Annotated in this window: 19 protein-coding genes; 9 read left to right on the top strand and 10 right to left on the bottom strand. The window is 71.0% G+C overall.

All coding sequences use genetic code 11. The annotated features are described in order from the left end of the window. The first annotated feature begins 58 nt into the window (after nucleotides 1-58). The gene (locus tag Pph01_RS27105) at nucleotides 59-1,471 is read left to right on the top strand and encodes an MFS transporter (protein ID WP_204076000.1); all 1,413 of its coding nucleotides are present in this window, start codon (nucleotides 59-61) and stop codon (nucleotides 1,469-1,471) included. A 49-nt stretch (nucleotides 1,472-1,520) separates the two neighbouring features. On the opposite strand, the gene Pph01_RS27100 is transcribed toward Pph01_RS27105, so the two are convergent. Next, a complete protein-coding gene (locus tag Pph01_RS27100; protein WP_204075999.1) occupies nucleotides 1,521-3,785 on the bottom strand; it encodes a hypothetical protein in 2,265 nt (754 codons plus the stop codon). Nucleotides 3,786-3,921: 136 nt separating this feature from the next. On the opposite strand from Pph01_RS27100, the gene Pph01_RS27095 reads away from it, so the two are divergent. The 4 genes from Pph01_RS27095 (at nucleotide 3,922) to Pph01_RS27080 (ending at nucleotide 6,709) form a co-directional block, all read left to right on the top strand. After that, the gene (locus tag Pph01_RS27095; protein ID WP_204075998.1) at nucleotides 3,922-4,578 is read left to right on the top strand and encodes an AMIN-like domain-containing (lipo)protein; all 657 of its coding nucleotides are present in this window, start codon (nucleotides 3,922-3,924) and stop codon (nucleotides 4,576-4,578) included. Nucleotides 4,579-4,591: 13 nt separating this feature from the next. Further along, on the top strand, nucleotides 4,592-4,945 hold the full coding sequence (locus tag Pph01_RS27090) for a cupin domain-containing protein (protein ID WP_204075997.1): 354 nt from the start codon (nucleotides 4,592-4,594) through the stop codon (nucleotides 4,943-4,945). A 79-nt stretch (nucleotides 4,946-5,024) separates the two neighbouring features. Beyond that, complete coding sequence (locus Pph01_RS27085) at nucleotides 5,025-6,113, top strand: adenosine deaminase (RefSeq protein WP_204075996.1); 1,089 nt, start codon at nucleotides 5,025-5,027, stop codon at nucleotides 6,111-6,113. Next, nucleotides 6,110-6,709, top strand: coding sequence for a PH domain-containing protein (locus tag Pph01_RS27080; RefSeq protein WP_204075995.1), 600 nt, complete (start codon nucleotides 6,110-6,112; stop codon nucleotides 6,707-6,709). Before Pph01_RS27085 ends, Pph01_RS27080 begins: the two co-directional genes overlap by 4 nt. A 7-nt stretch (nucleotides 6,710-6,716) precedes the next feature. On the opposite strand, the gene Pph01_RS27075 is transcribed toward Pph01_RS27080, so the two are convergent. The 3 genes from Pph01_RS27075 to Pph01_RS27065 form a co-directional block, all read right to left on the bottom strand. Continuing rightward, the gene (locus Pph01_RS27075) at nucleotides 6,717-8,366 is read right to left on the bottom strand and encodes a phospho-sugar mutase (RefSeq protein WP_204075994.1); all 1,650 of its coding nucleotides are present in this window, start codon (nucleotides 8,364-8,366) and stop codon (nucleotides 6,717-6,719) included. A gap of 28 nt (nucleotides 8,367-8,394) precedes the next feature. Then, complete coding sequence (locus tag Pph01_RS27070; protein ID WP_204075993.1) at nucleotides 8,395-9,198, bottom strand: purine-nucleoside phosphorylase; 804 nt, start codon at nucleotides 9,196-9,198, stop codon at nucleotides 8,395-8,397. Nucleotides 9,199-9,282: 84 nt separating this feature from the next. Continuing rightward, nucleotides 9,283-9,735, bottom strand: a complete 453-nt coding sequence (locus Pph01_RS27065; protein ID WP_204075992.1) for a gamma-glutamylcyclotransferase family protein — start codon at nucleotides 9,733-9,735, stop codon at nucleotides 9,283-9,285. Between the two features lie 142 nt (nucleotides 9,736-9,877). Between Pph01_RS27065 and Pph01_RS27060 the strand changes: the two genes are divergently transcribed. Further along, nucleotides 9,878-11,269: an NAD(P)H-quinone dehydrogenase gene (locus tag Pph01_RS27060; protein ID WP_204075991.1), complete on the top strand. Its 1,392-nt coding sequence runs from the start codon at nucleotides 9,878-9,880 to the stop codon at nucleotides 11,267-11,269. On the opposite strand, the gene Pph01_RS27055 is transcribed toward Pph01_RS27060, so the two are convergent. From Pph01_RS27055 to Pph01_RS27045, 3 genes are all read right to left on the bottom strand, one after another. After that, a complete protein-coding gene (locus tag Pph01_RS27055; protein ID WP_204075990.1) occupies nucleotides 11,246-12,445 on the bottom strand; it encodes a pentapeptide repeat-containing protein in 1,200 nt (399 codons plus the stop codon). The genes Pph01_RS27060 and Pph01_RS27055 overlap by 24 nt on opposite strands. Nucleotides 12,446-12,699: 254 nt before the next feature. Beyond that, nucleotides 12,700-14,088, bottom strand: a complete 1,389-nt coding sequence (locus tag Pph01_RS27050) for a hypothetical protein (protein WP_204075989.1) — start codon at nucleotides 14,086-14,088, stop codon at nucleotides 12,700-12,702. A 267-nt stretch (nucleotides 14,089-14,355) separates the two neighbouring features. Further along, entirely contained in the window at nucleotides 14,356-16,101 is a 1,746-nt protein-coding gene (locus Pph01_RS27045) for an acetyl/propionyl/methylcrotonyl-CoA carboxylase subunit alpha (protein ID WP_204076107.1), read from the bottom strand. A 190-nt stretch (nucleotides 16,102-16,291) separates the two neighbouring features. Between Pph01_RS27045 and Pph01_RS27040 the strand changes: the two genes are divergently transcribed. After that, nucleotides 16,292-16,564 carry a WXG100 family type VII secretion target gene (locus Pph01_RS27040; protein ID WP_204075988.1) on the top strand — a complete coding sequence of 91 codons (273 nt, stop codon included), beginning with the start codon at nucleotides 16,292-16,294 and terminating at the stop codon, nucleotides 16,562-16,564. A gap of 172 nt (nucleotides 16,565-16,736) precedes the next feature. Here Pph01_RS27040 and Pph01_RS27035 read toward each other — a convergent pair whose 3' ends face one another. The 3 genes from Pph01_RS27035 to Pph01_RS27025 are packed head-to-tail and all read right to left on the bottom strand — an operon-like array spanning nucleotide 16,737 to nucleotide 21,823. Further along, nucleotides 16,737-21,179 (bottom strand): FtsK/SpoIIIE domain-containing protein, encoded by a 4,443-nt coding sequence (locus tag Pph01_RS27035; RefSeq protein ID WP_204075987.1) that lies wholly within the window; start codon nucleotides 21,177-21,179, stop codon nucleotides 16,737-16,739. Between the two features lie 55 nt (nucleotides 21,180-21,234). Continuing rightward, complete coding sequence (locus tag Pph01_RS27030) at nucleotides 21,235-21,522, bottom strand: hypothetical protein (protein WP_204075986.1); 288 nt, start codon at nucleotides 21,520-21,522, stop codon at nucleotides 21,235-21,237. 4 nt (nucleotides 21,523-21,526) lie between these two features. Then, entirely contained in the window at nucleotides 21,527-21,823 is a 297-nt protein-coding gene (locus Pph01_RS27025) for a hypothetical protein (protein ID WP_204075985.1), read from the bottom strand. Between the two features lie 216 nt (nucleotides 21,824-22,039). On the opposite strand from Pph01_RS27025, the gene Pph01_RS27020 reads away from it, so the two are divergent. Further along, nucleotides 22,040-22,954: a hypothetical protein gene (locus Pph01_RS27020; RefSeq protein ID WP_204075984.1), complete on the top strand. Its 915-nt coding sequence runs from the start codon at nucleotides 22,040-22,042 to the stop codon at nucleotides 22,952-22,954. A 2-nt stretch (nucleotides 22,955-22,956) separates the two neighbouring features. Next, on the top strand, nucleotides 22,957-23,757 hold the full coding sequence (locus Pph01_RS27015) for a hypothetical protein (RefSeq protein WP_204075983.1): 801 nt from the start codon (nucleotides 22,957-22,959) through the stop codon (nucleotides 23,755-23,757). The last annotated feature ends 19 nt before the right edge of the window (nucleotides 23,758-23,776 follow it).

The raw sequence follows: 23,776 nt of genomic DNA, 5'->3' as shown, positions 1-23,776 counted from the left end.
ATATGCAAACGCATTAAATGTTTGTGCATTGAATGCATGTGCATGTACCTTCTTCCCCATGACCCCTCCTGTTAAGGATGAGCGCTGGGGGGCGCGCCTGTGGGGTGCCCTCTCGGTTCTGTGTGTAGTCCTGTTCCTCGATGCTCTCGATGTCTCCATGGTGGGCGTCGCCCTGCCCTCCATCCAGTCCGACCTCGGCATGACCACCTCGTCGCTGCAGTGGGTGGTCAGCGGCTACGTGCTGGGATACGGCGGCCTGTTGCTTCTCGGGGGCCGGACCGCCGACCTGCTCGGCCGCCGCAGGGTGTTCCTCGCCGCTCTTGCCGTCTTCGCCGTCGCGTCGCTGCTCGGCGGGCTGATGAACGACGGAACCCTGCTGATCGCCGCCCGCTTCGTGAAGGGCATCAGTGCGGCCTTCACGGCTCCTGCCGCTCTTTCCATCATCACCACGACCTTCGCCGAGGGGCCCGCGCGCAACCGGGCGCTGAGCATCTTCTCCGCGTGTGGCGCGAGCGGCTTCTCTCTGGGCCTCGTGTTGTCGGGCCTGCTGACGGAGATCGGCTGGCGCTGGACCTTCCTCATGCCCGTGCCCATCGCCATCATCGCCCTCATCGCGGGCCTGCGCCTGCTCAGCCGTGGCGAGGAGCGCGGCGAAGGCGGTCACGACCTCCTGGGCGCCGCCACCATCACGGCGGCCATGCTGCTCCTGGTCTTCACCGTCGTGGAGGCGCCGCAGGTCGGTGTTCTCCGCACGGTGCTGTCCGTCGTCGGAGTGGTCGTCCTGTTCGCCCTGTTCGTGGTGGTGGAGCGCAGGGTCAGGCATCCTCTGGTCCGCCTCGGCATCCTGCGTTCGGCACCGCTCGTCCGGGCGAACATCGGACTGGTGATCTTGTTCGGCTCGTACGTCGGCTTCCAGTTCGTCGCCATGCAGTACTTCCAGAACCTGCTCGGGTGGAGCGCCCTGCACACCGCCCTGGCCTTCCTGCCTGCCGGACTGCTGGTCGCGATCACCTCGACGAAGATGGGCAAACTGGCCGACCGGTTCGGCACGGCCCGGCTGATCGCCCTGGGGACGCTCTCCCTGATCGCCGGTTACGTCCAGTTCCTCAGGATCGACGAGCACCCCAGCCTGGCCACGATGGTGCTGCCCGGCATGGTCCTGCTCGGCATCGCGTTCGCGCTGACCTTCCCGTCGCTCAACATCCAGGCGACGAACGGGGTCCGCGACGAGGAGCAGGGCCTCGCCTCGGGGCTGCTCAACACGTCGGGGCAGGTCGGGGGAGCCGTCGTCCTGGCGGTCGTGACCGCGGTGCTGACGTCGGGCACGCAGTCCGATCCGATCGGGGGCTTCAAGGCGGCGATCACGGTGTCGGTCGCGTTCGCCCTCGTCGGGCTCGTCGTCGCCCTGACGGGGCTGCGGTTCCGGTCCCGTACGGAGACCGCCGAGGAGAAGGTGTACGAGATGGTCTGATCGCCTGACCATGGGGCGTCCCGGTTCCGGGGCGCCCCTTCTCGTATGCCTAACCGAGTGTTCCGGGGGCCCAGACCTCCGCGGTGTCGTGCGAGCCCGCGTCGGTGACCTCCCGGACGGCGCCCGAGGTCACGTCGATGATGTAGGTGTAGTACTCGTCGTCATCGTCCGAGACGTCGACGAGCACCTCACGATCGTTCACCCAGCCTCGGACCTCATCGATGTAGGTGTACGTCGGAAGGGCCGCCTCGATCAGGGAGCGGACCTTTCCGGTGCGCGCGTCGAGCATGACCAGCCGGTTCTGCCCGTCGTCTCTCGGATGAGCCGGCTCCACGGCGAGGGCGAGGACCTTGCCGTCGGCGGACAGCCCCGCGCTGCTGTCGAACAGCTCAGGCTCCACGCGGACGCGGCTCAGCACGTGGCCGTCCGGCCGCATCCGGACGAGGGTGGTGGTGTGGACGCGGCCGGGCTCGTCGCGCACGTCGGCGTCCAGCGTGGCGGTGACCGTGCCGTCCTCTGAGACGGCGAGGAGTTGCAGGTACCGCGGCAGGGTCCAGGACCGGTTCGTGGAGAAGTCGTGCAACCGGGGCCGGGGCGCGCCCTCGTCCTCTCCGTAGCCGACGGCCAGCCACCGCCCGGCGGGCGAGAAAGTCAGCTCGGTGTCGTAGTCCACCTGGTCGGCTTCCGTGACGAGGTCGGTGATCTCCGGCCTCGTATCATCCTGGTCCACCATGACCAGCGCGGCCGCCGAGGTGTCGTAGTAGGCCAGGCGGCCCCCGTCCGGGCTGATCGCGAACAGACGCGTGTCGGCTTCGGGGATCTGCCACTCGTCGAACCCGGTGCTCACCACGCGCCAGCCACCGCAGTGGCCGTATTCGTCGGGCGATTCCGAATCGCCGGGGTCGCAGTAGAAGCGGTAGGCGTACCGGAACGGTCTGGTGACGTAGCTGTGCAGCAGTAGAGGCGCGTCCGCGGCGTACTGATCCTGATGGTCGCCGTCGCCGCCGTCGTCGATGGCCTGCAGCCCGGGATCGGCGCGGCGGACGCTGTCGCGGGCCCCGTCGACCAGGGCGGACATCCCCATGATGACGGCGGTGCCGATGAGCGCCGCCACCGTGATGCCGGCGGTCGCGCCCACGACGCGCCGCCGTACCCGCCGCCGCCGTGCCGTACGGAGGATCTGGCCGATGACGCCGGGGATGTCGACGGCAGGGGCCTGCGCGGCGAGCAGGGCCAGGTGGCGGCGCAGCGCCTCGTGCGCCGGGTCCTCGGCGGGCCGAGGCCCCGGGATCGGGGCCTGGTACGGGGCCGGGTGCGGCCTCGCCTGCGGTGCGGGGGCTACCGGTGGCGGGGTGGCGGCCGCCGGTGGCGGGGTGGCGGCCGCCGGTGGCGGGCCGACGGGGGTGGCGGGCGGGCCGCTGTGGGGCGCGGGGGGCGCCCATGAGGCAGCCGGACCGGTCTGCGGCTCAGGGGCGGCCCAGCGCGCGCTCTGGGGGCTCTGGGGCTCGGGGGCCGCCCAGGAGGTGCTCGCGGACTCGGGGGCGGCCCAGGACGCGCCCCGAGGCGCCGGAGGCGCCCATGGCGTGGCGGGAGGGGTCGGCGGCGTCTCGGGACGCTCCAGACCCTCAGAGCCCGCCAGAGCCTCAGGGGTCGCCGGGGCCTCGGGGCTCTCTGATGTCTCGGGGCTCTCCGGGGCCGGGTCCCGTGGGTCGGGGGCCCTGTTCTCGTCCGGGGCGGAAGGCCGCGGATCGGAGGCCGGGGCCGGGCCCGAGACGGTCCGGAGGACGGGGAGGCGGCCGGTCAGCTCGGACAGGGCGGCGTCGGTCTCGGCCCAGGCCGTGCGGACGTCCACGCGGCACAGAGCGGCCGCCAGCTCCACCGGCAGACCCTCGTGGAAGCGCGCCACGATCAGCGCACGGCGGCGCGGGGTCAGCGCGCCCATCGCCTCCGCCACCTGAAGGGCGAGGCTCTGGTCGCCTGGCCGCGCATCGTCCGAGGTCCCCGTCTCACCCCTCAGAGGCCGGTCCACGATCGGCGCGGGTTTCGGGGGACGGGTCAGGAAGGCCCCGAACAGCTCCCTCGTGGCGGCCCGGGCGGGTGAGGACCACCGCAGAGTGCTCCACCGCTTGGCGACCGAGGTGACCGCCGCGACGACCAGCAGGCGTGCGGCAATGGCGTCACCGGTCAGCAGGAACGCCGTACGGGCGAGGGCGGGGGCGTGGTCCGCGACGAGGGCGCCGAAGCCGGGGAGGTCCCTGGCGGCCGCCCCCGTCGGAGAGTTCGGGAAGGGCCGGGCACCGGGTGGGACGTTCACGGCTTTCCTCGCTTTCTAGCCGGAAAAGCATATAGCTGATCTTTGCTGCTCAGGCCATGTTTTCCGGCGGAGTCACGAACCGAGTCCTTGATCATCACGTCTAATGAGCAGGATCAGGAGAAAGAGAGCCGTCGCCATGAAGACCCGTCTCGCACTCGCAACGCTGCCCCTCGCCGGCCTGGTGGCCTGCGGCGGCACCGCAGCGGAGTCGCCGGCCATGCCGTCCCCGGGAGGGACCCCGGCCGCGTCCGCCCCCGCACCTCCGGACACCGGCGGCGGGGGCACACCCGAGCCCGTCGAGTCAGCTGAGCCGACCCCGTCGGTGAAGCCGGTCACGCCGCCCAAGCCCGCCGAGCTTCCGCCGCCGACCTCGACGAAGCCGATCAGTGTGGAACGGTCCCCCGTGCCCCCGCCCACGGTCACCGGTGTCAGGTACGCGCGCCACGCGTCCTTCGACCGCGTCGTCGTCGACCTCGCGGGAGCGAGGACCGGCTACGCGGTCAAGTGGGTGCCCAGGCTCGTCCAGGACGGCTCAGGGGCCGTCGTGAAGATCAAGGGAGGCGCGTATCTCCAGGTGACGCTGTTCCCCGCCTACGCGCACAACGAGGCTGGCGAGCCGACGTGGAAGGGCCCGCGCGAGGTCGCCGCCAAGTTGCCGAACGTCACCCACGTCGTCAAGACCGGTGACTTCGAAGGCGTGGTGGGCGTCGGGCTCGTGCTCAAGCACAAGGCCGGTTTCCGCGTGACCGAGCAGTCGTCGCCGACCCGCCTCGTGATCGACGTGGCGCACTGACACACTGGACGGCATGGTCAGGAAGATCGACGCGCCCGCACGCGTTCCCGTGCCCGGCGGCAAGCTGATAGACGAGTACTTCGGCCGCGTGAACAGCGGCGACGACCAGGTGTCCATCGCCCACATGGTGGCGCCTCCCGGATGGGAGGAGCCGGCGCAGACACCGGGGTTCGCCGAGTACACCGTGGTCCTCAAGGGATCGGTGATCGTCGAGCACGCCGGGGGCACCACGGTCGTGGAGGCCGGCCAGGCGTTCGCGAGCGACGCGGGGGAGAAGATCCGGTACAGCTCGGGTCCCTCCGGCGCCGAATATGTCGCCATCTGCCTTCCGGCCTTCTCGCCGGAGACGGCCAACCGGGACGACTGATCTCCCGTCATACCCTGCGAGATCGCCCATGTCGGCGAAGGTAGGGTTGGGGGATGAGTGACGGGAGCGAGGAGGGCGCATGAGCCGGCTGCCGACTCTTGAGGAGATCCGCGCGGTCCCCAAGGTGCTGCTGCACGACCATCTGGACGGCGGCCTCCGTCCTGCGACGATCATCGATCTGGCTCGCGACTGCGGTCACACGCTGCCCACGACCGACGCCGACGGGCTCGCGTCCTGGTTCCGTGAGGTCTCGGACTCGGGCTCGCTCGAGCGTTACCTGGAGACCTTCACGCACACCGTCGGGGTCATGCAGTCACGCGAGGCGCTCGAACGGGTCGCCGCGGAGTGCGCCCAAGATCTGGCCGACGACGGCGTCGTCTACGCCGAGGTCAGGTACGCCCCGGAGCTGCACACCTCCGGCGGCCTCAGCCTCGACGAGGTCGTGCAGGCCGTCCTCGAGGGCTTCCGGGTCGGATCGGCCGGCCCGGACGGCCGGCCGAGGATCCGGGTCGGCACGCTGCTCACCGCGATGCGGCACCAGGCGAGGTCGATGGAGATCGCCGAGCTCGCGGTGCGCTACCGCGACGTCGGCGTGGTCGGCTTCGACATCGCGGGCGCCGAGGCGGGCTACCCGCCCACTCGTCACCTCGACGCGTTCGAGTACCTGCAGCGCGAGAACGCGCACTTCACCATCCACGCGGGTGAGGCCTTCGGGCTGCCCTCGATCTGGCAGGCCATCCAGTGGTGCGGCGCCGACCGGCTCGGCCACGGCGTCCGCATCATCGACGACGTCGCGGTGTCGGGGGACGGCGAGGCCAAGCTCGGCAGGCTGGCCGCCTACGTGCGTGACAAGCGCATCCCCCTCGAGATGTGTCCCGCGTCCAACGTGCAGACGGGGGCCGCTCCGTCGATCGCCGAGCATCCGATCGGGCTGCTGCGGCGACTGCACTTCCGCGTCACCGTGAACACCGACAACCGGCTGATGAGCGACACCAGCGTGTCGCGGGAGTTCGCCTCGCTGGTCGACGCGTTCGGGTACGGCTGGGACGACCTGCAGTGGTTCACGGTCAACGCGATGAAGTCGGCCTTCATCCCCTTCGACGATCGGCTCGCCCTGATCAACGACGTGATCAAGCCGGGCTTCGCCCAGATGGCGCGGCGCGGGTGAACAAGCAGATCTTCAGGTCGAAGGTGGCCTGGCTGTTCGGCTGGGTCTGGCTGGTGTTCGTCGTCTGGAACGTCTACGACCTCGTCGCCCACGGCTCGATGCCCTCGGCGCTGATCGCGGGCGCGGTGCTGGGCGTCCTCACAGCGCTGGTGTTCCTGCTGGCGCTGCGCCCCGCGATCGTGGCCGAGGCGGGGGGCGTCCGCGTCCGCAACCCGCTCAGGAACGCCTACGTCCCCTGGAAAAACGTCGGCGACGTGATCGTCACCCACGCGATCATCATCGAGACGGGACACGCGGCCATCCGGTGCTGGACCCCGCAGGCCACGGCCCGCGAGCGGGCCAAGGCCGCCCGGCGGGCCGAGCGCGGCAGGAAGCCGGTCATGGAGGCGAACGTCTCCAAGGGCGAGCAGGCGGCCGCCGAGTTGCTGGCCGGCCGTACCCACGCCGACTGGGTCGCGCTGCAGTTGACGGAGCTGAGCGTCTCCCGGGCCGCGGACTCGACGGGCGAGACGAAGGTGACCTGGTCGCCTTACTCGATCGCCGCTCTGGCCGCGGCCGCCGTGCTCGTCGTGGTGACGATCGTCGCCTCGATCTGAGGCCCGGCTACAGCCCCAGGACAGCGGCCAGGTCGCTCTTGAGGGCGTCGAGGTCCCGTACGGCTCGCGCCCGCGCGGCGGCCACGCCGCCTTCGGAGTCGTCCCCGACCGGGATCACGATCTCCAGATAACACTTGAGCTTGGGCTCGGTGCCGCTCGGCCGTACGACGACGCGGGCGTCGCCGGACAGGTGGTAGCGGAGCCCGTCGGTCGGCGGCAGGCTCGCCGAACCCTCGGACAGGTCCTCGGCCGAGAGCACGGCGCGGCCCGCCAGTTCGGCGGGCGGCACGGCCCGCAGGCGCGCCATCGCGTCGGTGATCAGGGTGAGGTCGCCGACGCGGACGGAGAGCTGGGCGGTCGCGTGCAGGCCGTGGCGGCGTGCCTGGTCGTCGAGCAGATCGATGAGAGTCCTGCCGTCCCGCTTGGCCTGCGCGGCCAGACCGGCCACGGCGAGCGCGGCCCCGATGCCGTCCTTGTCGTGGACGGGCAGACCCTTGTCCGACCCGACGCTGTACCCGAGGGCCTCCTCGTATCCGAAGACGAGCCCCGGCCCCGCCTTCATGATCCACTTGAAGCCGGTGAGGGTCTCGGCGTACGCCACGCCCTGTTCCGCGGCGATCTTCCCGAGCAGCGACGAGGAGACGATCGTCGTGGCCACGAGACGCCCGTCGCCCGACGTGTTCGTCAGCACGTGCTCGGCGAGCAGGCCGCCCACCTCGTCACCGGTGAGCATCCGGTAGCCGCCGCCGGGCAGGGGAGTGCCGACGGCGCACCGGTCGGCGTCCGGGTCGTTCGCCAGCACGAGGTCCGCGCCGGACGTCCCGGCCAGCTCGAGCGCGAGGTCCATCGCGCCCGGTTCCTCCGGATTGGGGAACGACACCGTGGGGAAGTCCGGGTCGGGCGCCGCCTGCCGCTCCGCCATCACCGGCGCCTTGAAACCGGCTCTGACCATGGCGTCGGACAGGACCTGCCCGCCAACGCCGTGAAGCGGGGTGTAGGCGATCGTCAGCTCGCGGGCCTCGCCGATCGGCAGGGACGTCACCGCGTCGAGGTACGGCTCGACGATGTCCTGGTAGCCGAGCGTCGTCCAGTCCTCGCCCCGAGGGAGCTCGTCCACGCGGCCGACCCCGTCGATGGCGCGGGAGATCTCACCGTCGATCGGCGGCACGATCTGCGCCCCGTCGCCCCAGTAGACCTTGTAGCCGTTGTCGCGCGGCGGATTGTGCGAGGCGGTGACCATGACGCCCGCGTCCGCGCCGAGGTGCCGCACCGCGAAGGCCAGCACCGGCGTCGGCCAGTGGCTCTCCATGACCGACGCCCGCAGGCCCGCTCCGGTCAGGACCGCGGCGGTGTCGGCGGCGAAGACGTCCGAGTTGTAGCGGGCGTCGTACCCGATGACCACGTGCCTGCCCGGCCCCAGCACGCGGGCGAGCCCGGCGGCGGCCCGCATGACCGTGACCCGGTTCATCCGGTTGGGCCCTGCGCCCAGCTCGCCGCGGAGGCCCGCGGTGCCGAACTCCAGCTTGGCCCCGAACCGCTCCGCGAGCTCGGCGTGGTCCTCACGGCCGAGGATGTCCTCGAGTTCCGCCCGGGTGCCGGGGTCGGGGTCCTGGGCGAGCCAGTCGAGGGCCTGCCGTACGAAGTCGGTGGAGGTCAACGTCGTTCTCCAGTGCGCGGAAGCGGGGCTACAGCTTGTCGACGACCTTGGCGAGGAGCCCGCCCATGCGGGCGGCGGTGGCACGCCCCACCTCGAGGACCTCCTCGTGGTTGAGCGGCTCGCCGACGAGGCCGGCGCCCGGGTTGGTGACCAGCGAGACGCCCAGCACGTCGGCGCCGGCCTCGCGCGCGGCGATCGCCTCGAGGACGGTCGACATGCCGATCAGGTCGCCGCCCAGCGTCCGAAGCATGCGGATCTCGGCCGGGGTCTCATAGGTCGGGCCGCGGAACGCCACGTAGACGCCTTCGGCCAGTGACGGGTCGACCTCCCTGGCGAGCTCACGCAGGCGCGGCGTGTAGACGTCGGTGAGGTCGACGAACGTCGCGCCGGTGATCGGGTTGCTCCCCGTCAGGTTGATGTGGTCGCTGATCAGGACCGGCTCCCCGACGCGCTGCGTCTCGGGGCGCAACCCGCCCGCCGCGTTGGTCAGCACCACCGTGCGGACTCCGGCCGCGACGGCCGTACGGACTCCGTGGACCACGGGCTCGACGCCCCTGCCCTCATAGAGGTGCGTGCGGCCGAGGAAGATCAGCGCGTTGAGGCCGGCGGCGGTGCGTACGGCCCGTACGGTGCCCGCGTGCCCCGCGACGGAGGGGGGCGTGAAACCGGGCAGCTTGGTCACGGGGAACTCGGCGACGGTCTCGCCGATGGCGTCCGCGGCAGGCACCCAGCCCGACCCCAGGACGATGGCGACGTCGAAGGATCCGGTGCCGGTCAGATTCCTCAGCGTGGTCGCGGCCTCTGCCGCCAAGCCGTAAGCGTCGTTGGTCACTTTAGTGAGCGTACAGAAGGTACGAAGCGGCCCGACCAGGACACCTGACGATGCTCCCGGCGTTCGCCCATGGCCGTGACGGCATCAGTCGCCGAGGGACTTGCAGGGGCGGGTCCGTAGCGCGCTCACATAGTCGTCCGGGGCGCCTGCCTTCTCCGCCGCGTCGGCCAGGATGCCGAGATAGCGCGCCGAGGGCAGGCCGCCCTCATAGGAGTCGAGCACGTAGGACCAGGCCAGCACGTCGCCGTCCAGGGTGGCGACGCGGAGCCGTACCTTGCGGTAATAGCCCAGCTCGGTGCCCGTCCACTTGTCGAGGGATGTCTCGTCCCACTCGGGGACGTCGTAGAGCACGACGAAGACCTGGTCGTCGGCGTCCTCGACGATCGTGGCGAGTGCGCCCTCCCAGCTGACGTCCTCCCCGCCGAACGTCAGCCGCCAGCCGGACAGCCAGCCGGTGCCGCGCACGGGTGAGTGCGGAGCGCGCTCCGCCATCTGCTTCGGGTCCATGTTGCTGCCATAGGCGGCGTAAACAGGCACGGCACACAAGATTAATCCAAGATCCCGAAAGTTGAACGAAGAGAGCTCCCGGACACCCGGTGTCGGAGGGAAATCGGCGTAGTCGGGTGGTTACGCGGCCCTCTTCGGGAGGACCCCGGCGGGATGCGGAAGAATGGACGGCGTGACGAAAATCGTGATCATCGGCGGCGGACCCGGAGGCTATGAGGCGGCGCTCGTCGCCGCGCAACTGGGAGCACAGGTCACAGTGGTCGAGAGAGAGGGGCCCGGAGGGGCCTGTGTGCTGACCGACTGTGTGCCGTCGAAGACCCTGATCGCCACATCGGTCCGCAAACAGGCATTGCTCGACGCGCCGTCCCTCGGCGTTCGTTACAGCGGTGGCGAGGACGGCGACGCCGGCGGGGTCACCGCGGACATGCCACTGGTGAACAGGCGCGTCAAGGAGCTCGCCCAGGCGCAGTCCGGCGACGTCGCGGCCCGGCTGGCCGCCGAAGGCGTCGAGGTGATCAAGGCCGAGGGTCGGCTGGTCGACCCGCAGCGGGTCCGCGCGGGCGACCGGACGATCCGGGCGGACGTCGTCATCGTGGCCACCGGGGCGCACCCCCGCGTGCTGCCGGGCGCCGAGCCCGACGGAGAGCGCATCCTGAGCTGGCGGCAGCTGTACGACCTGAAGGAGCTTCCCGAGCACCTCATCGTCGTCGGTTCGGGCGTGACCGGCGCCGAGTTCGCCGGCGCCTACCGGTCCCTCGGCTCCGAGGTGACCCTGGTCTCCTCCCGCGACCGCATGATGCCGAACGAGGACGCCGACGCGGCCGAGGTCCTCGAAGAGGTCTACCGCCGCCGCGGCATGAACGTCATGGGCCGCTCCCGGGCCGCCTCGGTCAAGCGGACCGAGCACGGCGTGGTCGTCACCCTCGAGGACGGCAGGACCGCCGAGGGCACCCACTGCCTGATGACCGTCGGCATGATCCCCAACACCGCGGGGCTGGGCCTCGAGGACAACGGCGTCCGGCTGGACAGGAACGGCTTCATCGAGGTCGACAAGGTCTCCCGGACCTCGGCGCCGGGCGTCTACGCGGCCGGCGACTGCACCGGCGTGCAGATGCTCGCCTCCGTGGCGGCCATGCAGGGCAGGATCGCCGTCTGGCACGCCCTCGGCGAGGCCGTCCAGCCCATCAGGCTCGCCACGGTCGCCTCCAACATCTTCACCGACCCCGAGATCGCCGCCGTCGGCGTGTCGCAGAACCAGATCGAGTGCGGCGACATCGAGGCCAACGTCGTCAAAATGCCGCTCGCCACCAATGCCAGGGCCAAGATGCAGGGCTTCAACGACGGCTTCGTCAAGCTGTTCTGCCGGCCCAACACGGGCATCGTCCTCGGCGGCGTCGTCGTCGCGCCCAGGGCGTCCGAACTGATCTTCGCCGTCTCCGTCGCCGTTCAGCACCGGCTGACCGTCGACCAACTCGCTCACACCTTCGCGGTGTATCCCTCGCTGTCCGGCTCGATCCCCGAGGCGGCCCGGCGTCTCACGTCACCCCTGGCGGTGGACATCTGACAGGCGCCTTCTGACCGCCTCCAGCGCGTGCCGCCCGTGCCGTACGGCCGCGGCGGCGCCGTCGAGCTCCAGCTGCGTCTGAGCGATGAGCAGCGACCGCTTGGCGGCCTCGTAGGCGTCCAGAGCCGCCTGCCATTCGGCGCTGGGGCCGCTGAGCTGGTTGATCTTCATGTCGAAGTCCAGTGCGTCGATCTCCTCGCCGAACCGGGTGACGTCCTCCTCCGCCGCCTTACGGGCGGATGCGTAGGCCGCCGCGGAGCGCCGCCGGTGCCGGTGGGCCGCTCCCCAGATCATGAGCGTCGCGCCCAGCCCGAGCGTGCTGAGGACGATCAGCACCACGGCGGTGGACGGGCCCTGGCTTGACCCGCTGAGAACGCCGGTGATCGGGTTGCCGGCGCCGGCGGGCACGATCGCGTCGTCGGGGACGTCCTCGGCCGAGCCCCGTGCCCCCGTGAGGTTGAGGTCGTCGGCTTGGACGAAGCTCGCGTCCTCGACGTCGGCCCCCCGCAGGTCGGCCCCCTGGAGGTTGGCCTGGGTGAACGAGGCCTTCGTGAGGTCGGCGTCCTTGAACACGGCGTACTGCAGCTCCGCCTGGTCGAAGGTGGCGTCCCGAAGACGGGCACCCGTGAAGTCCGCCGTACGCGCCTTGACCTGGCCGAGCTCGGCGCCCCGGAGGTCGGCCGCCTTGAGTGAGGTGTCGGTGAGATCGGCCTGGGTCAGCACGGTCCTGGTGAGGACGGCCTCGGTCAGGTCCGCGTGCGGGAACTCGGCCTGGCCGGCCTCCGCGTCGATGAGGACGGCCCCGCGGAGGTCGGCCTGCTTGGCCCGCAACTGGCCGAGGTCCGCCTCGCTGAGATCGGCGCCGCGCAGATCGGCGAACTCGACGTGGGCCTGCGTCAGGTCCGCCTCCTTGAGGGAGGCGTCGCGCAGGATGGCCCCGGTGAGGTCCTTCTGCCCCAGGTCCACCTCGTCGAGCTTGGCCTTGGTGAGGTCCGCGCACCGCAGGTCGGAGGGGAGGGGTGTGCCGTCGGTGAAGTCCTTGCCGCGCAGGTGGGGTCCGCTGCCCTTCTTGCACGGCGCCGCGGAGGCTTCGGCAGCCTGGGAAGCCGCGAGTACGGCCGTCGCCGGGGCGATTGCGAGGAATGCGGCGAGAACAAGGGGGGTGACGCGACGCAAGGGGGCCTCCTGAGCCAACCCCCCGAGTGTCTCACCCTGATCGTAACCCCCACCACCTCTCGCCGTGATCATGCACAGGTTCGGGGATCATGCGTGTGGCCTTGCACTCTCGAACGGAGTGCAAGGCCACACGGTTGGTGCGGTGGGTCATCGCCCGCCGATTAGGAGCTTCCGCATGATCACAAGTCGTGAATCCGCTGGTGGCGGCCCATGAACTCGAATCCGTGCATGATCACGCGTGAGGGTTTTTGGGGTTACCAGTCGCCGCCGCCGCCGAAGTCGCCTCCGCCGAAGTCGCCGCCACCCCAGTCGCCTCCGCCGCCGCCCCAGTCGCCGCCGCCTCCGAAGTCGCCTCCGCCCGCGTCGACGCCGTCCTGGTAGCCGGCCTCGTATCCGCCGCCGTAGCCGTATCCGCCGCCCCATCCGCCGAAGGCGCCGCCCAGCATGGTGCCGACCAGCATTCCGGTCAGGAGGTCGCCGCCGAAGCCGCCGTAGTAGCCGTAGGCGTAGGGCTGGTAGGCCGGGCCCGCGTCCCAGTACGGCCGCCGCTGACCGTTGACGACGACCTCGCGCATCTGCGGGTCGAAGCCGCGCTCGACCGCCTCGGCGTCCGCGGCGCAGGCCGGGACCTCGCGGACGGCGCCGCCGGGCGGCGCCCAGCGCACGTTGCGGACCGACGGGCCGTGCTGGGGATTGAAGAAGCACGGCGGGAGCCGCTCGGGCAGCGGCTGGTTGTTCACGCGGGCCTTGACGCACGCGAGGGCGTAGCGGCCGTCCTCCAGGGTGGAGGTCACCGTCCGCAGGTCCTCCGAGCGCTTGACCGCGTCCAGCTCGACCTTCGAGCGCTCGTAGGAGTCGAGTGCCCGCTGCCAGTCGGCCGAGGTCTCGGCCTGCGGCAACATCTTGACGTCGACGTCGAGGGCGGTGATCTCCTCACCGAACTTGGTGACGTCCTCCTCGACGGTCTGCTTCACGGCGGCGAGCTCGGCGGCCTCCCGCTCCTCGCGCTTGCGCTTCATGCGACGGGACACGACCCACAAACCGGCACCTCCGACGACGGCGATTCCGAGAATGCCCACCAGGATGCCGGTGCCGCCACCGCCGCCGCCGGCCGCGCTGCCGCTTTCGGAGGCGCCTCTGACGTCGCCCTCAACGGCCTTGTTCACCCGGTTGACGAAGTCCTGGATGCCGGTGACCAGGTCGTCGTTGTTGCCCGTGGAGAGCCTGGCCAGCTGGCCCGCCGAGACGCCGCGCAGGGCGCTCGAGCCGGCGAAGAGGCTGGTGCCGTCCAGAACGATCACCGTGGCGCTCGACCGGCCGGCCTTGTCGAGCTCCGTGCCCAATGTGGTGATGAACTGCCCGGCCTGGGCCGTGGTCACCGTGCCGTCGGGCAGCGCGACCGCGTAGATCTTGGACTTGGATTCCTCCAGCGCCTTGCGGATGTCGCCCTGCTGGCCAGACGACAAAGGCGCGCCGCTCTGCACGAAGAGCGGGTCTCCGCCTCGCCATCCCGCGAGCACGGTGGCGGGATCGGGTGGGGCCGCGGCCAGGGCGGCCGGGGAGAACGCGAACAACGCCAAGAGACCGACGGCTAGCGCCGCTAGCGTGGCCCCCACGCGGCTCAGCGGATGATTGATCGTCACGGCTTCAAGCCTCCTTCGCCCTACTGGACGAACGACAGGGCGCGATAGTTCCTCGGGAAAACGCTATCGGCTCTCGTGGCGGGGGCGCCTCGATGTTCCGATGGCGGCGGTGGCGCGCGTCGGCATCATGCGTATCGCAGGCAACGCGTTCAACCCACAGGCGCCCATGAACGGCGATTAATGAAAAATGCACATTAAAGCGGCATAGCTGACTTTTTCCTACCGTTGTCCGTGGGCTGTGCCGTACGGCCTGGGCGGACGGGGGACTCACACGTCCTTGATCTCGCAGATCACGGCGCCGGCGGAGACGGCCTGCCCGACCGAGGCGGCCAGGCCGGTGACCGTGCCGGGCTTGTGCGCCTTCAGCGGCTGCTCCATCTTCATGGCCTCGAGCACGACGATCGTGTCGCCGGCGGCCACGGTGTCCCCGTCGGACACGACGACCTTGACGATCGTGCCCTGCATCGGGCTCACCAGCGCGTCGCCGCCCGCCGCGGACTGGGTGCCGCCGCTGTGGGCGCTTCGCCGCGGTGACGCCTTCGTCTCGGTACGGCGGGCGGAACCGAGGCCGGCGGGGAGCACGACCTCCAGGCGCTTTCCGCCGACCTCGACCGTGATGCGCTCGCGTGCCGCGGGCTCGCCGTCCAGCACAGGCCCGTCGAAGGGCGGGATGTCGTTGGCGAACTCCGTCTCGATCCAGCGGGTGTGGACTGAGAAGGGCTCGGAGGTGAAGGCGGGGTCGTCGACCACGGCGCGGTGGAACGGCAGGACGGTGGGCATGCCCTCGATCTCGAACTCGGCCAGCGCCCGCCGCGACCGCTCCAGGGCCTGGCGGCGGGAGGAGCCGGTGACGACGAGCTTGGCCACGAGGGAGTCGAACGACTGCGGAACCGTCATCCCGGTCTCGTAGCCGGAGTCGAGCCGCACGCCCGGGCCCGACGGGGTGCGCATCGCCGTCAGTGTGCCGGGAGCGGGGAGGAATCCGCGGCCGGGGTCCTCCGCGTTGATCCGGAACTCGATGGAGTGGCCGCGCAGCACGGGGTCGCCGTAGCCGAGGGCCTCGCCGTCGGCGATGCGGAACATCTCCCTGACCAGGTCGATCCCCGACACCTCCTCGGTGACCGGGTGTTCGACCTGCAGGCGGGTGTTGACCTCGAGGAAGGAGACCGTGCCGTCCTGGCCGACGAGGAACTCGCAGGTGCCGGCCCCGACGTACCCGGCCTCGCGGAGGATCGCCTTCGACGACGAGTAGAGGAGTTCGCGTTGCTCGTCCGTGAGGAAGGGGGCAGGCGCCTCCTCGACGAGCTTCTGGTGGCGGCGCTGCAGCGAGCAGTCGCGGGTGCTCACCACGACCACGCCGCCGTGCGTGTCGGCGAGGCACTGGGTTTCGACGTGCCGCGGGCGGTCGAGGTAACGCTCGACGAAGCACTCTCCGCGGCCGAAGGCGGTCACGGCCTCCCGGACCGCCGATTCGTAGAGGTCGGGGATCTCCTCCATCGTCCGCGCGACCTTCAGCCCGCGGCCTCCGCCGCCGAACGCCGCCTTGATGGCGACGGGCAGGCCGTGCTGCTCGGCGAAGGCGACGACCTCCTCGACCCCGGAGACGGGGTCGGGCGTCCCGGCGACGAGCGGCGCGCCCACACGTTGCGCGATGTGGCGGGCCTGCACCTTGTCGCCGAGCGCGGTGATCGCGGCAGGCGGCGGGCCGATCCAGATCAGGCCCGCGTCGAGGACGGCCTGGGCGAAGTCGGCGTTCTCGGCCAGGAAGCCGTAGCCGGGGTGGACGGCGTCCGCGCCCGTCTGCTTCGCGACGGCGAGGAGCTTGCCGACGTTGAGGTAGGTCTCCGCGGGGGTCTGGCCGCCGAGCGCGTGCGCCTCGTCGGCGACCCGCGCGTGCAGGGCGTCGAGGTCCTGGTCGGCGTACACCGCGACGCTGGCGAACCCCGCGTCCTTGCAGGCACGGGCGATCCGTACGGCGATCTCGCCACGGTTGGCGATCAGGACCTTCTGCACCGGTGTCTTACCTTCCTTCTCGGCCTGGCGAGCCTCCATGGAGTGTAAGCGGCTGCCCCCGGCCCGAGATCCCCGGCCCCGATATAGCGCGTCTGCTCAGATTTCCGGAAAAGCCTCCCAAGTCGATCTAACTCGTTATTGTGGGTCCAGATTGACCATGAGACAAATGGGATAAAAGGGGGTAAATCTGATGGGCGACAAGGTCGGCGGCGTCCTGCCGGACATGGACAAGATGGCTCAGGTTTTCCGCACGCAGAGCGACGCCGTGATCTCGGTGCAGAAGGCGCTCGACGCCGAGGCCAAGAAGATTCCGGTCTCCTGGGCCGGCCCGAACGCGCAGAAGTTCCTCGACGCGTGGGAGAGCTACAAGAAGACTTTCGAGAACGTTCAGCAGACCCTGATCGAGGCGCAGGACGGAATCAAGAAGAACCGCGAGGCGATCGCCGCCGCGACCGGTTCCTGAATCTCGGGACGGAAGGGGGGCCCGGCCGATCAGGCCGCGGCCCCTTTCTCATTTTCCGGCGCCAGGCGACCCCGCCCCGGGCGCTGGGGAAGGCCTTCCGGGAGAGCTGCGAGGCGCCCTCCCGGAGGGCGGCGGACGGTTCACCCGGCGGGCCGTCCCCGGGAGGGCCCGCTCACGTCGCCGGCGGCGCGGCCACCTGGATCTGCTCCCAGGCGCCGCCGATCACGAGAAGCCCGCGACCCGCCGGGCCGGCGCCGCTCGCCAGACTGCGCGGCAGCCGCACGCCGAGGAGGTCGCCCTGGCCGGTCGAGCTGGGGCGCAGGAGCAGCCCGGTGCGGGACTTCTTCATCGCGACGACGGGCCCCCGGTACATCGAGTCGAGGTCGTCGGCGCTGCCCGCGCCGATCACCAGCGAACCCGTGTCGCGCAGCTCCCCGACGTACTCGGTGATCCACTCGGCCAACTCGCTGTCGCTGCCCAGGAGCTCCAGATCGTCGATCATCAGCACGTGCCGGCCTGATCCGAGCGCCTGCCGGACCTCGTCCACGGACGCCTCGGCCGTGAATGAGCCCCGCACACCCGGACGGTCCGCGTAGTCGCGCAGCGGACTGCGCCGGGGTGTGATGAGCACGGCCTCGTACGACTGGTCGAGCAGCCCGCACAACATGGTGCACAGAGCCGTGCTGCGGCCCGTCTTGGGCGGTCCGGCGACCACGACGCCGGGGCCGTGCTCCTCCGCGCGGAAGTAGCGCAGACCGAGCGTGTCGCCTCCCACACCGAACACGACCGCGTCCTGCGGCACCGGGCCCTCCGCGAGCGTGAGCGCCTCCGGCAGGTCGATGACGGCAGGCAGCGCGTCGACCCGGAACGGCCGCGCGGCGCGGGGCAGGTGGTCCGCGCGCGCCCGTGCCGTACGGGCGATCTCGTGCAGGGCGGCGACCTGCGCGGTGCCCGCGGGATCTTCGGCGAGCAACGCGACCTGCACCTCCCTGATGCCGGTCGCGGCCCGGAAGCCACGCCCCGGGGGAAGGTGCTCGGGCACGTCCTTCGCCTTGATGCCGACGTAGGAGTAGTCGATGGGATCAGTCAGCTTGAGCACCAGCCGGTCGTCGAACTGCGTGGAGATCCGGCCCACCAGCGTCGAGCGGTCGCCCGACATGATGATCTTGATGCCCGCCCCCGCGCCCTCCTGCAGGATCTGCAGCCACTTGTCGACCAGGGTGCCGTTGTCGTAGGACTCGAAGGCCGCCATGAAGCCCTCCCACCGGTCGAACAGCACCAGCACGTACGGCAGCGGCACGTCGGAGGCGGCGCGCTGCTCGGACACGTCGGCGAATCCCTGTGCGGCGAGGAGTTGCTGGCGCTGGGAGATCTCGGCGAGCAACCGGTCGGTGAGGCGGCTGAGCCGCTCGGGGGAGTCGCGGCCGACCACCGCCCCGGTGTGGGGCAGGCCGACGAGGGGCAGCAGGGCGTTGTTCCCGCAGTCGACCGCGTAGAGGTGCACGTCACGCGGGTCGGTGTGCACGCCGACCGCACCGGCGAGCGCCCTGAGGACCGTCGAACGGCCGCTGCGGCTCGCGCCGCTGACGAGCAGGTGGCCCGAGGCCGCCAGGTCATAGCACTCCGGCGCGCGGTTCTGCTTAGAGGGGATGTCGGCGAGGCCGAACGGCAGCCGGCTCCAGTGCTCCAGCGGCAGCGAGCCGAGCGTGAGCGCGTCGGGCAGCGGCGGAAGCCAGGGGCTGCGCTGGACGGGCACGCCCGCCGCCCTCGCGGCCTGGCCGATCGTCTCCACGAGGACGGCGAGGTCGGTCACCATCGACTCGTCGCCGTCGTCGTCCTTTCTCATGGGGAGGGGGAGACCGAGGCGGGGCCAGCCGAGCGCGACCACGTCGATCGGCTCGGCCTTGGCCGGCCCGCTCCCCGGGCGCCTGCCACCGATCCGCGCGGACTGCACGGCGTGCAGCGACGACGCCCCCGACCTCACGTAGCAGCGGCCGGGCGTCGACTTGGAGATCGCCGCCGCGTTCGGCGAGTTGATCACATCGCTCGACTCGGCGCCGCTGGTCACGCGCAGCGCGATGCGCAGGTTCGTGTTGGCCGCGATGTCCGGGGTGACGACGCCCGCGGGCCGCTGCGTGGCCAGGATGAGGTGCACGCCCAGCGAGCGTCCCCGGCGGGCGATGTCGACCAGGCCCACCACGAAGTCGGGCAGCTCCTGAACCATCGCGGCGAACTCGTCGATGATCAGCAGGAGTCTCGGCATCGGCTCCAGCCCGGCAGCTTGGCTGTACCTGGGGTCGGACAGGGCGCGGTCGCGCAGGTCGTTGTAGTCCTCGATGTCCTTGGCGTCGGCGTCGAGCAGGAGGTGCTCGCGCCGTTTGAGTTCGGCGGCCAGCGATTCGAGCGCACGGATCGTCAGGTGGCCGTCGAGGTCGCTGACCATGCCGACCGTGTGGGGCAGCTTGGCGCAGTCCTTGAACGCGCTGCCGCCCTTGTAGTCGATCAGGACGAACGTCATGTCGTCCGGCCGGTTGGCCACGGCGAGCGAGGCGATGATCGACTGAAGGAGCTCGGACTTTCCGGCGCCGGTGGTGCCGGCGACCAGGCCGTGCGGTCCGTCCAGGCGGAGGTCGACGAAGAAGGGCCCGTCGGCGCCCAGCCCGATGGGCACGCTCGTCGTGCGCCCGTGCCGCCAGAACGACTCGATCTGCTCGGGGCGGGGGTCGGGCATGCCGAGCAGGTCGAGGAGCCGGGCGGAGCTCGGGATGGCCGAGTCGGCGTCCTCCCGGCTGACGTCGCGCACGGCGGCCATCGCGCGGGCCGTGCGGTCGCACCAGCCGAGGGTGACCTGGTCGCCGAGGATCTCCTGCGGCAGGTCGAGCCCGCCGCCGCGCAGCCGTACGAGCCAGGGACGCTCGATGTCGCAGGCCGCGACGACGGCGCACTCCTCCGGCAGCAACCGTTGGTCGTCGTCCACGCAGATCGCGTGGACGCCGACGGTCGGGCCGAGCTGGAGCACCTGGGGCATGCCCGGGAGGCCCCGGAGCACGCGGGCGCCGTCGAGCACCACCAGGATGTTGTACGGCCGGGCGCTCGCGTATCCCTGGGGCGCGTCCGAGAACCCGGTGGCCGAGGTGGCGGCCGCCCGGCGCTCGTTGATCTTGTTGACGAGTTCGGTGATCCGGCGCGCCGCCGACTCCTGGTCGGTCCCGACCAGCGCGACGCAGTCCTCCCCGTCGTGCGGAGCGCAGTGCGGCAGCCACCGGACCCAGCTCCAGCTGCGCTCCGCCTCGGGGTCGGCGGACAACACGACGATGGCGAGGTCGCGGGGGCTGTGCAGCGCCGCCGCCTGGGCGACGAGCCAGCGTGCCAGGGCCCTGGAGGCCGGCCGCGCTCCGGTGACGCCCATCACGCCGAGCCTGGACAGGGGGACGGTGACCGGCACGGCGTGCGAGACGGGCACCTCGGGCAGGTCCTTGTCGTCGCCGAAGCCGCGCTCGGGGACGAGCTCGATGTTGGCGGGCTGGTCCGCCAACCCGACGCGCAGGCTCAGCGCGTCGACGTCGTGGATCCGCCGCTCCCACAACCTCCTGCGCGGGCCGGTCGCCGTGAGCAGCACCTCGGCGGGGTCGGGGCACTCCGCCCTGCGCTCGGCCTGGTCGACGCCGGTGAGGCGGTCGAGTTCGGCGGCGAAGGCGGCCCTCTTCTCGCGGTACTCCTTGAGCGCCAGCCGGTGCCGCTTCCTGCCGTATCGGCGGTCGCTCCACCATTGCCCCACCATGCCCAGCGGGGTCAGCAGGGCCATGAGCAGGAACAGTGCGTTGTGGAACACGGTCGCCATGACGATGCCGCCGACGGCGAAGATCATGGTGGAGAGCAGTTGCAGCCGGTGGTGGTCGGCACGCCGGGGCTCAACGGGCACCTCGATGCTCCGCGTCCGCGCCGGTCCGACCAGCCGGGGCGGCCGGTTGTAGGCCAGCCCTCCGTCGGGGAGCGGCGTCAGATGGGCGTCGGGGTTCTCGGGGGTGCGGAGAGTAAAGGTCGACGCGCCCGCGCGGAGCACCCCGCCGTCGGGCCAGGGGGCGGCCTCCGTCAGCGGCCGGGCGTCCAGGGTGAGTACGGCTCCCGCCACAGGCTCGACCACCGTCTCACCGGCGGACACGTGCAGGTGGGCCACCGTGTGCGGGATCAGCGGATCGTCGACGGCGATCGCGCCCGCGCCGCCCAGGGCGGACGTGCCGAATCCGAGCCGGTGGACCCGTCCGGCTGAAGGCCCCCCGGAGATCCTGATCTCGACGACGCCCCGCGGCTCGTCCAGCCGGGTCGCCGCGGCCGCGCGGGAGTCGAGCGTGACCATGTCGCCATCGCGAAGAGCCTGGCCCGCGAGCGCCTGAGGGTCGAGCCGCAGCCCGTTGGCCCACAGGTCCACCCGGGCGGGGATGTGCTCGTCGCCGCCCCAACGGGGATGCCTGACCACCTCGGCGAGGCGCTCCCCGCGCACGTCGAGCGTCCGCGCGAGCGCCTCGGCGAGCCCGCTCACCGTGGCCTGGTCGTCGGCGCTGGCCACGACGTCCCGCGGGCCGTCGGGGGTGAGCGCCGTAAGAGAGATACGCAACGTCGTTTTCCTGAAATCTCTGATAGTCGGGGGTCGCTCGCGGGTTCGGGAGGTTCTAGGGCTCGCCGGGCTTCCGCTCTCCTTCGTCCATCAGGTACGCGGCGACCCCCGCGACATCGGCGTCCGTGACGCGCCAGGCGAGGTCGCGCCGCGCATCGGTCAGGAACGTGCCGTAACGGTCGAGTACGGCGGTGCCCCTGGCCGTGGACGGACAGTCGTCCCCGGCCTCGCTGATCCCGCTGGACAGTGCCGACTTGAGGGGGGAGATCTGCTGGAGGACGTCGCCCATGGTGGTGCACAGCTCGCGGGCTCCGTCGGGGCGCAGGCCGACGAACTCGGTCACGTGCTCAACCTCCCAGCTCCATGCGCCAGAGTTTCGCCTCCTCGGGCGAGCACTTCTCCGGCGTCGTCGCGATCATCGCGACCAGCTCGTCATCCAGGCGGTCGACAGCGCTGTTGTACTTATTGCGCTGGTCAGAAAGTCGGCCGCCCCACTGTTGAGCTGTGGGACTCGTCCACACCCCGCCCCCGGCCATGTTCTTAGTGGGATTATCCAGCTTCGTCCGGAGTTCATCCTGTACTTTGTGGACTCGGGTTAGAAGTTGCGTCAAATGGCTATACAGGGGATTCGTTACTTCCGCCACAGCCGCAGCATAGCCACCTCCACTGGGGTAGAGGAGGCGAGTTGAGCTGTTTGTCCGATTTGTCAATTTAAGTGCTGCCGACGGCGGGATTGTGGGGGCAAGTACTTTTATGCGTCATGTGGAAATATCGTCTGACGGGGCTAGAGATACGCACACGCTCTTGTCTCGCTATTGTCTGTTTTCGGCACCAGCGTCCCCGGCTGTGGAGTCTTGCTGATGAGGGTCACGGAACAAGCGCCGTCGCGCAGTCCTGAGGCACAACGTCTGGCCGACCAGGCGCCGTCCAAGCCCGCCAGGTCCGGACGGGGGCTTCCCGTGGCGCCACGGGATCGAAAGCCCGGCCTCGCCGCCCTGGCCGTCCTGCTGATTGTGGGCGGTGCGCTGCTGACCGTGACACTGGTCCTGCGCAGCGGGGACCGGGTGGCCGCGATCGAGATCAGCCAGCGGGTGGGCGCGGGGCAGCCGATCCCGATCAGCGCCATGAAAGAGGTGCAGATCGCGCAGGACGGCCCGGCCTTCGTCTACTGGGAGGCCGCGGAGCAGATGACCCGGTACTACGCCGCGGTCGACCTCATGCCGGGCACCCTCCTGAACCAGAACATGCTCAGTGAGGACTCGGCGGAGCTGGTCCCCGGCAAGGCCGTCGTCGGCCTTTCGCTCAAGGCGAGCCAGATGCCGCCCAACCTCCAGGCCGGCCAGCGGGTCCAGGTCGTCTACGTGCCCGGCGAGAACGGAGAAGGGGCGGCCAGGCTTCTCGCGCGCAGCGCGCTGGTCAACTCGGTGCGCGGCGGGGACGCCGGGGCGGGGGCGAGCAACGTCACGGTCGCCATCGTGGTGAGCGACAGCCTCTCCCCGCAGATCGTGGGCTACGCCGCGAGCGGGCGGATCGCGCTCGCCTACCTGCCCGGGGCCAAGGCCTCGTCGCAGCCCGACCCGGCGACGCCTCCGCAGTCCACCACCCCCCGGGCCACGCCGACCGCAAAGACCAGCGGAACGGGGACCGGGACCGGGACCGGGCAGTCAGGCCAGGGCACCCAGCAGGGCACACAGCAAGGCACCCAGCAGGGCACGCAGAACAACCAGCAGTCGCAGACGCCGCGCAGCACGGCGCCGGCGAACGGACAGGGCTGACCATGGCGCTCATCGCACTGGCCGCGGACAAGGGCTCGCCGGGCGTCACGACCGCCGTCACCGCCCTCGGCGCCGTGTGGCCGCGTCCCGTCCTCGTGGCGGAGTGCGACGCGGCGGGCGGCGACCTCGTCTACCGGCTGCCCGCGCAGGACGGGTCCGCGCTCGACCCGGCCCGCGGCCTGCTCAGCCTGGGTGCCACCGCTCGTCGCGGCCTTCAGCCGCGGCAGATCCAGGAGCACACGCAGTACCTCGTCGGCGGCCTCGAAGTGTTGGTCGGCGTTCAGACGAGCGAGCAGGGCAGCGGTCTCGCCTGGTTGTGGGAACCCCTCGGCCAGGCTCTGGGCGCGATGCCCGCCGACGTCCTGGCCGACTGCGGCCGCATCGGATCGAACTCCGAGACGCTGGGCCTCGCCGCGCAGGCGGACCTCGTCGTGCTGTTCGCCCGGCCGACCCTGGAGCAGGTCGCCCACCTGCGGGAGCGCGTGGTCGCGCTCCAGCGTGTGCTCCGCGAGCGCAGCCACAGGCTGCCCCAGATCGGTGTCGTGGTCATCGCCGAGCAGCGGGAGTACGGCAAGTCGATCGCCGAGGTGCGCCGCGTCATGCAGGCGGCGGGGCTGCCCGACGTGGTCCTGGGCGGCCTGGCCTTCGACGTCAAGGGCGCCGACCTCCTGCGTGGGGAGTGGGGCGGACGGCTCGACCGCACGCTTCTCATCCGCTCGGCCCGCGAGGTGGCCGCGACCCTCGTCTCGCGCCTGCCCGCCACGGCTCTCACGTCTGAGGCGATCGCGTACACGGGGGAGTGAGCGATGAACGTTGACCACT

This window comes from Planotetraspora phitsanulokensis (assembly GCF_016863295.1).
GTDB classification, from domain to species: domain Bacteria; phylum Actinomycetota; class Actinomycetes; order Streptosporangiales; family Streptosporangiaceae; genus Planotetraspora; species Planotetraspora phitsanulokensis.
This window is presented reverse-complemented; position numbering and strand designations above follow the sequence as displayed.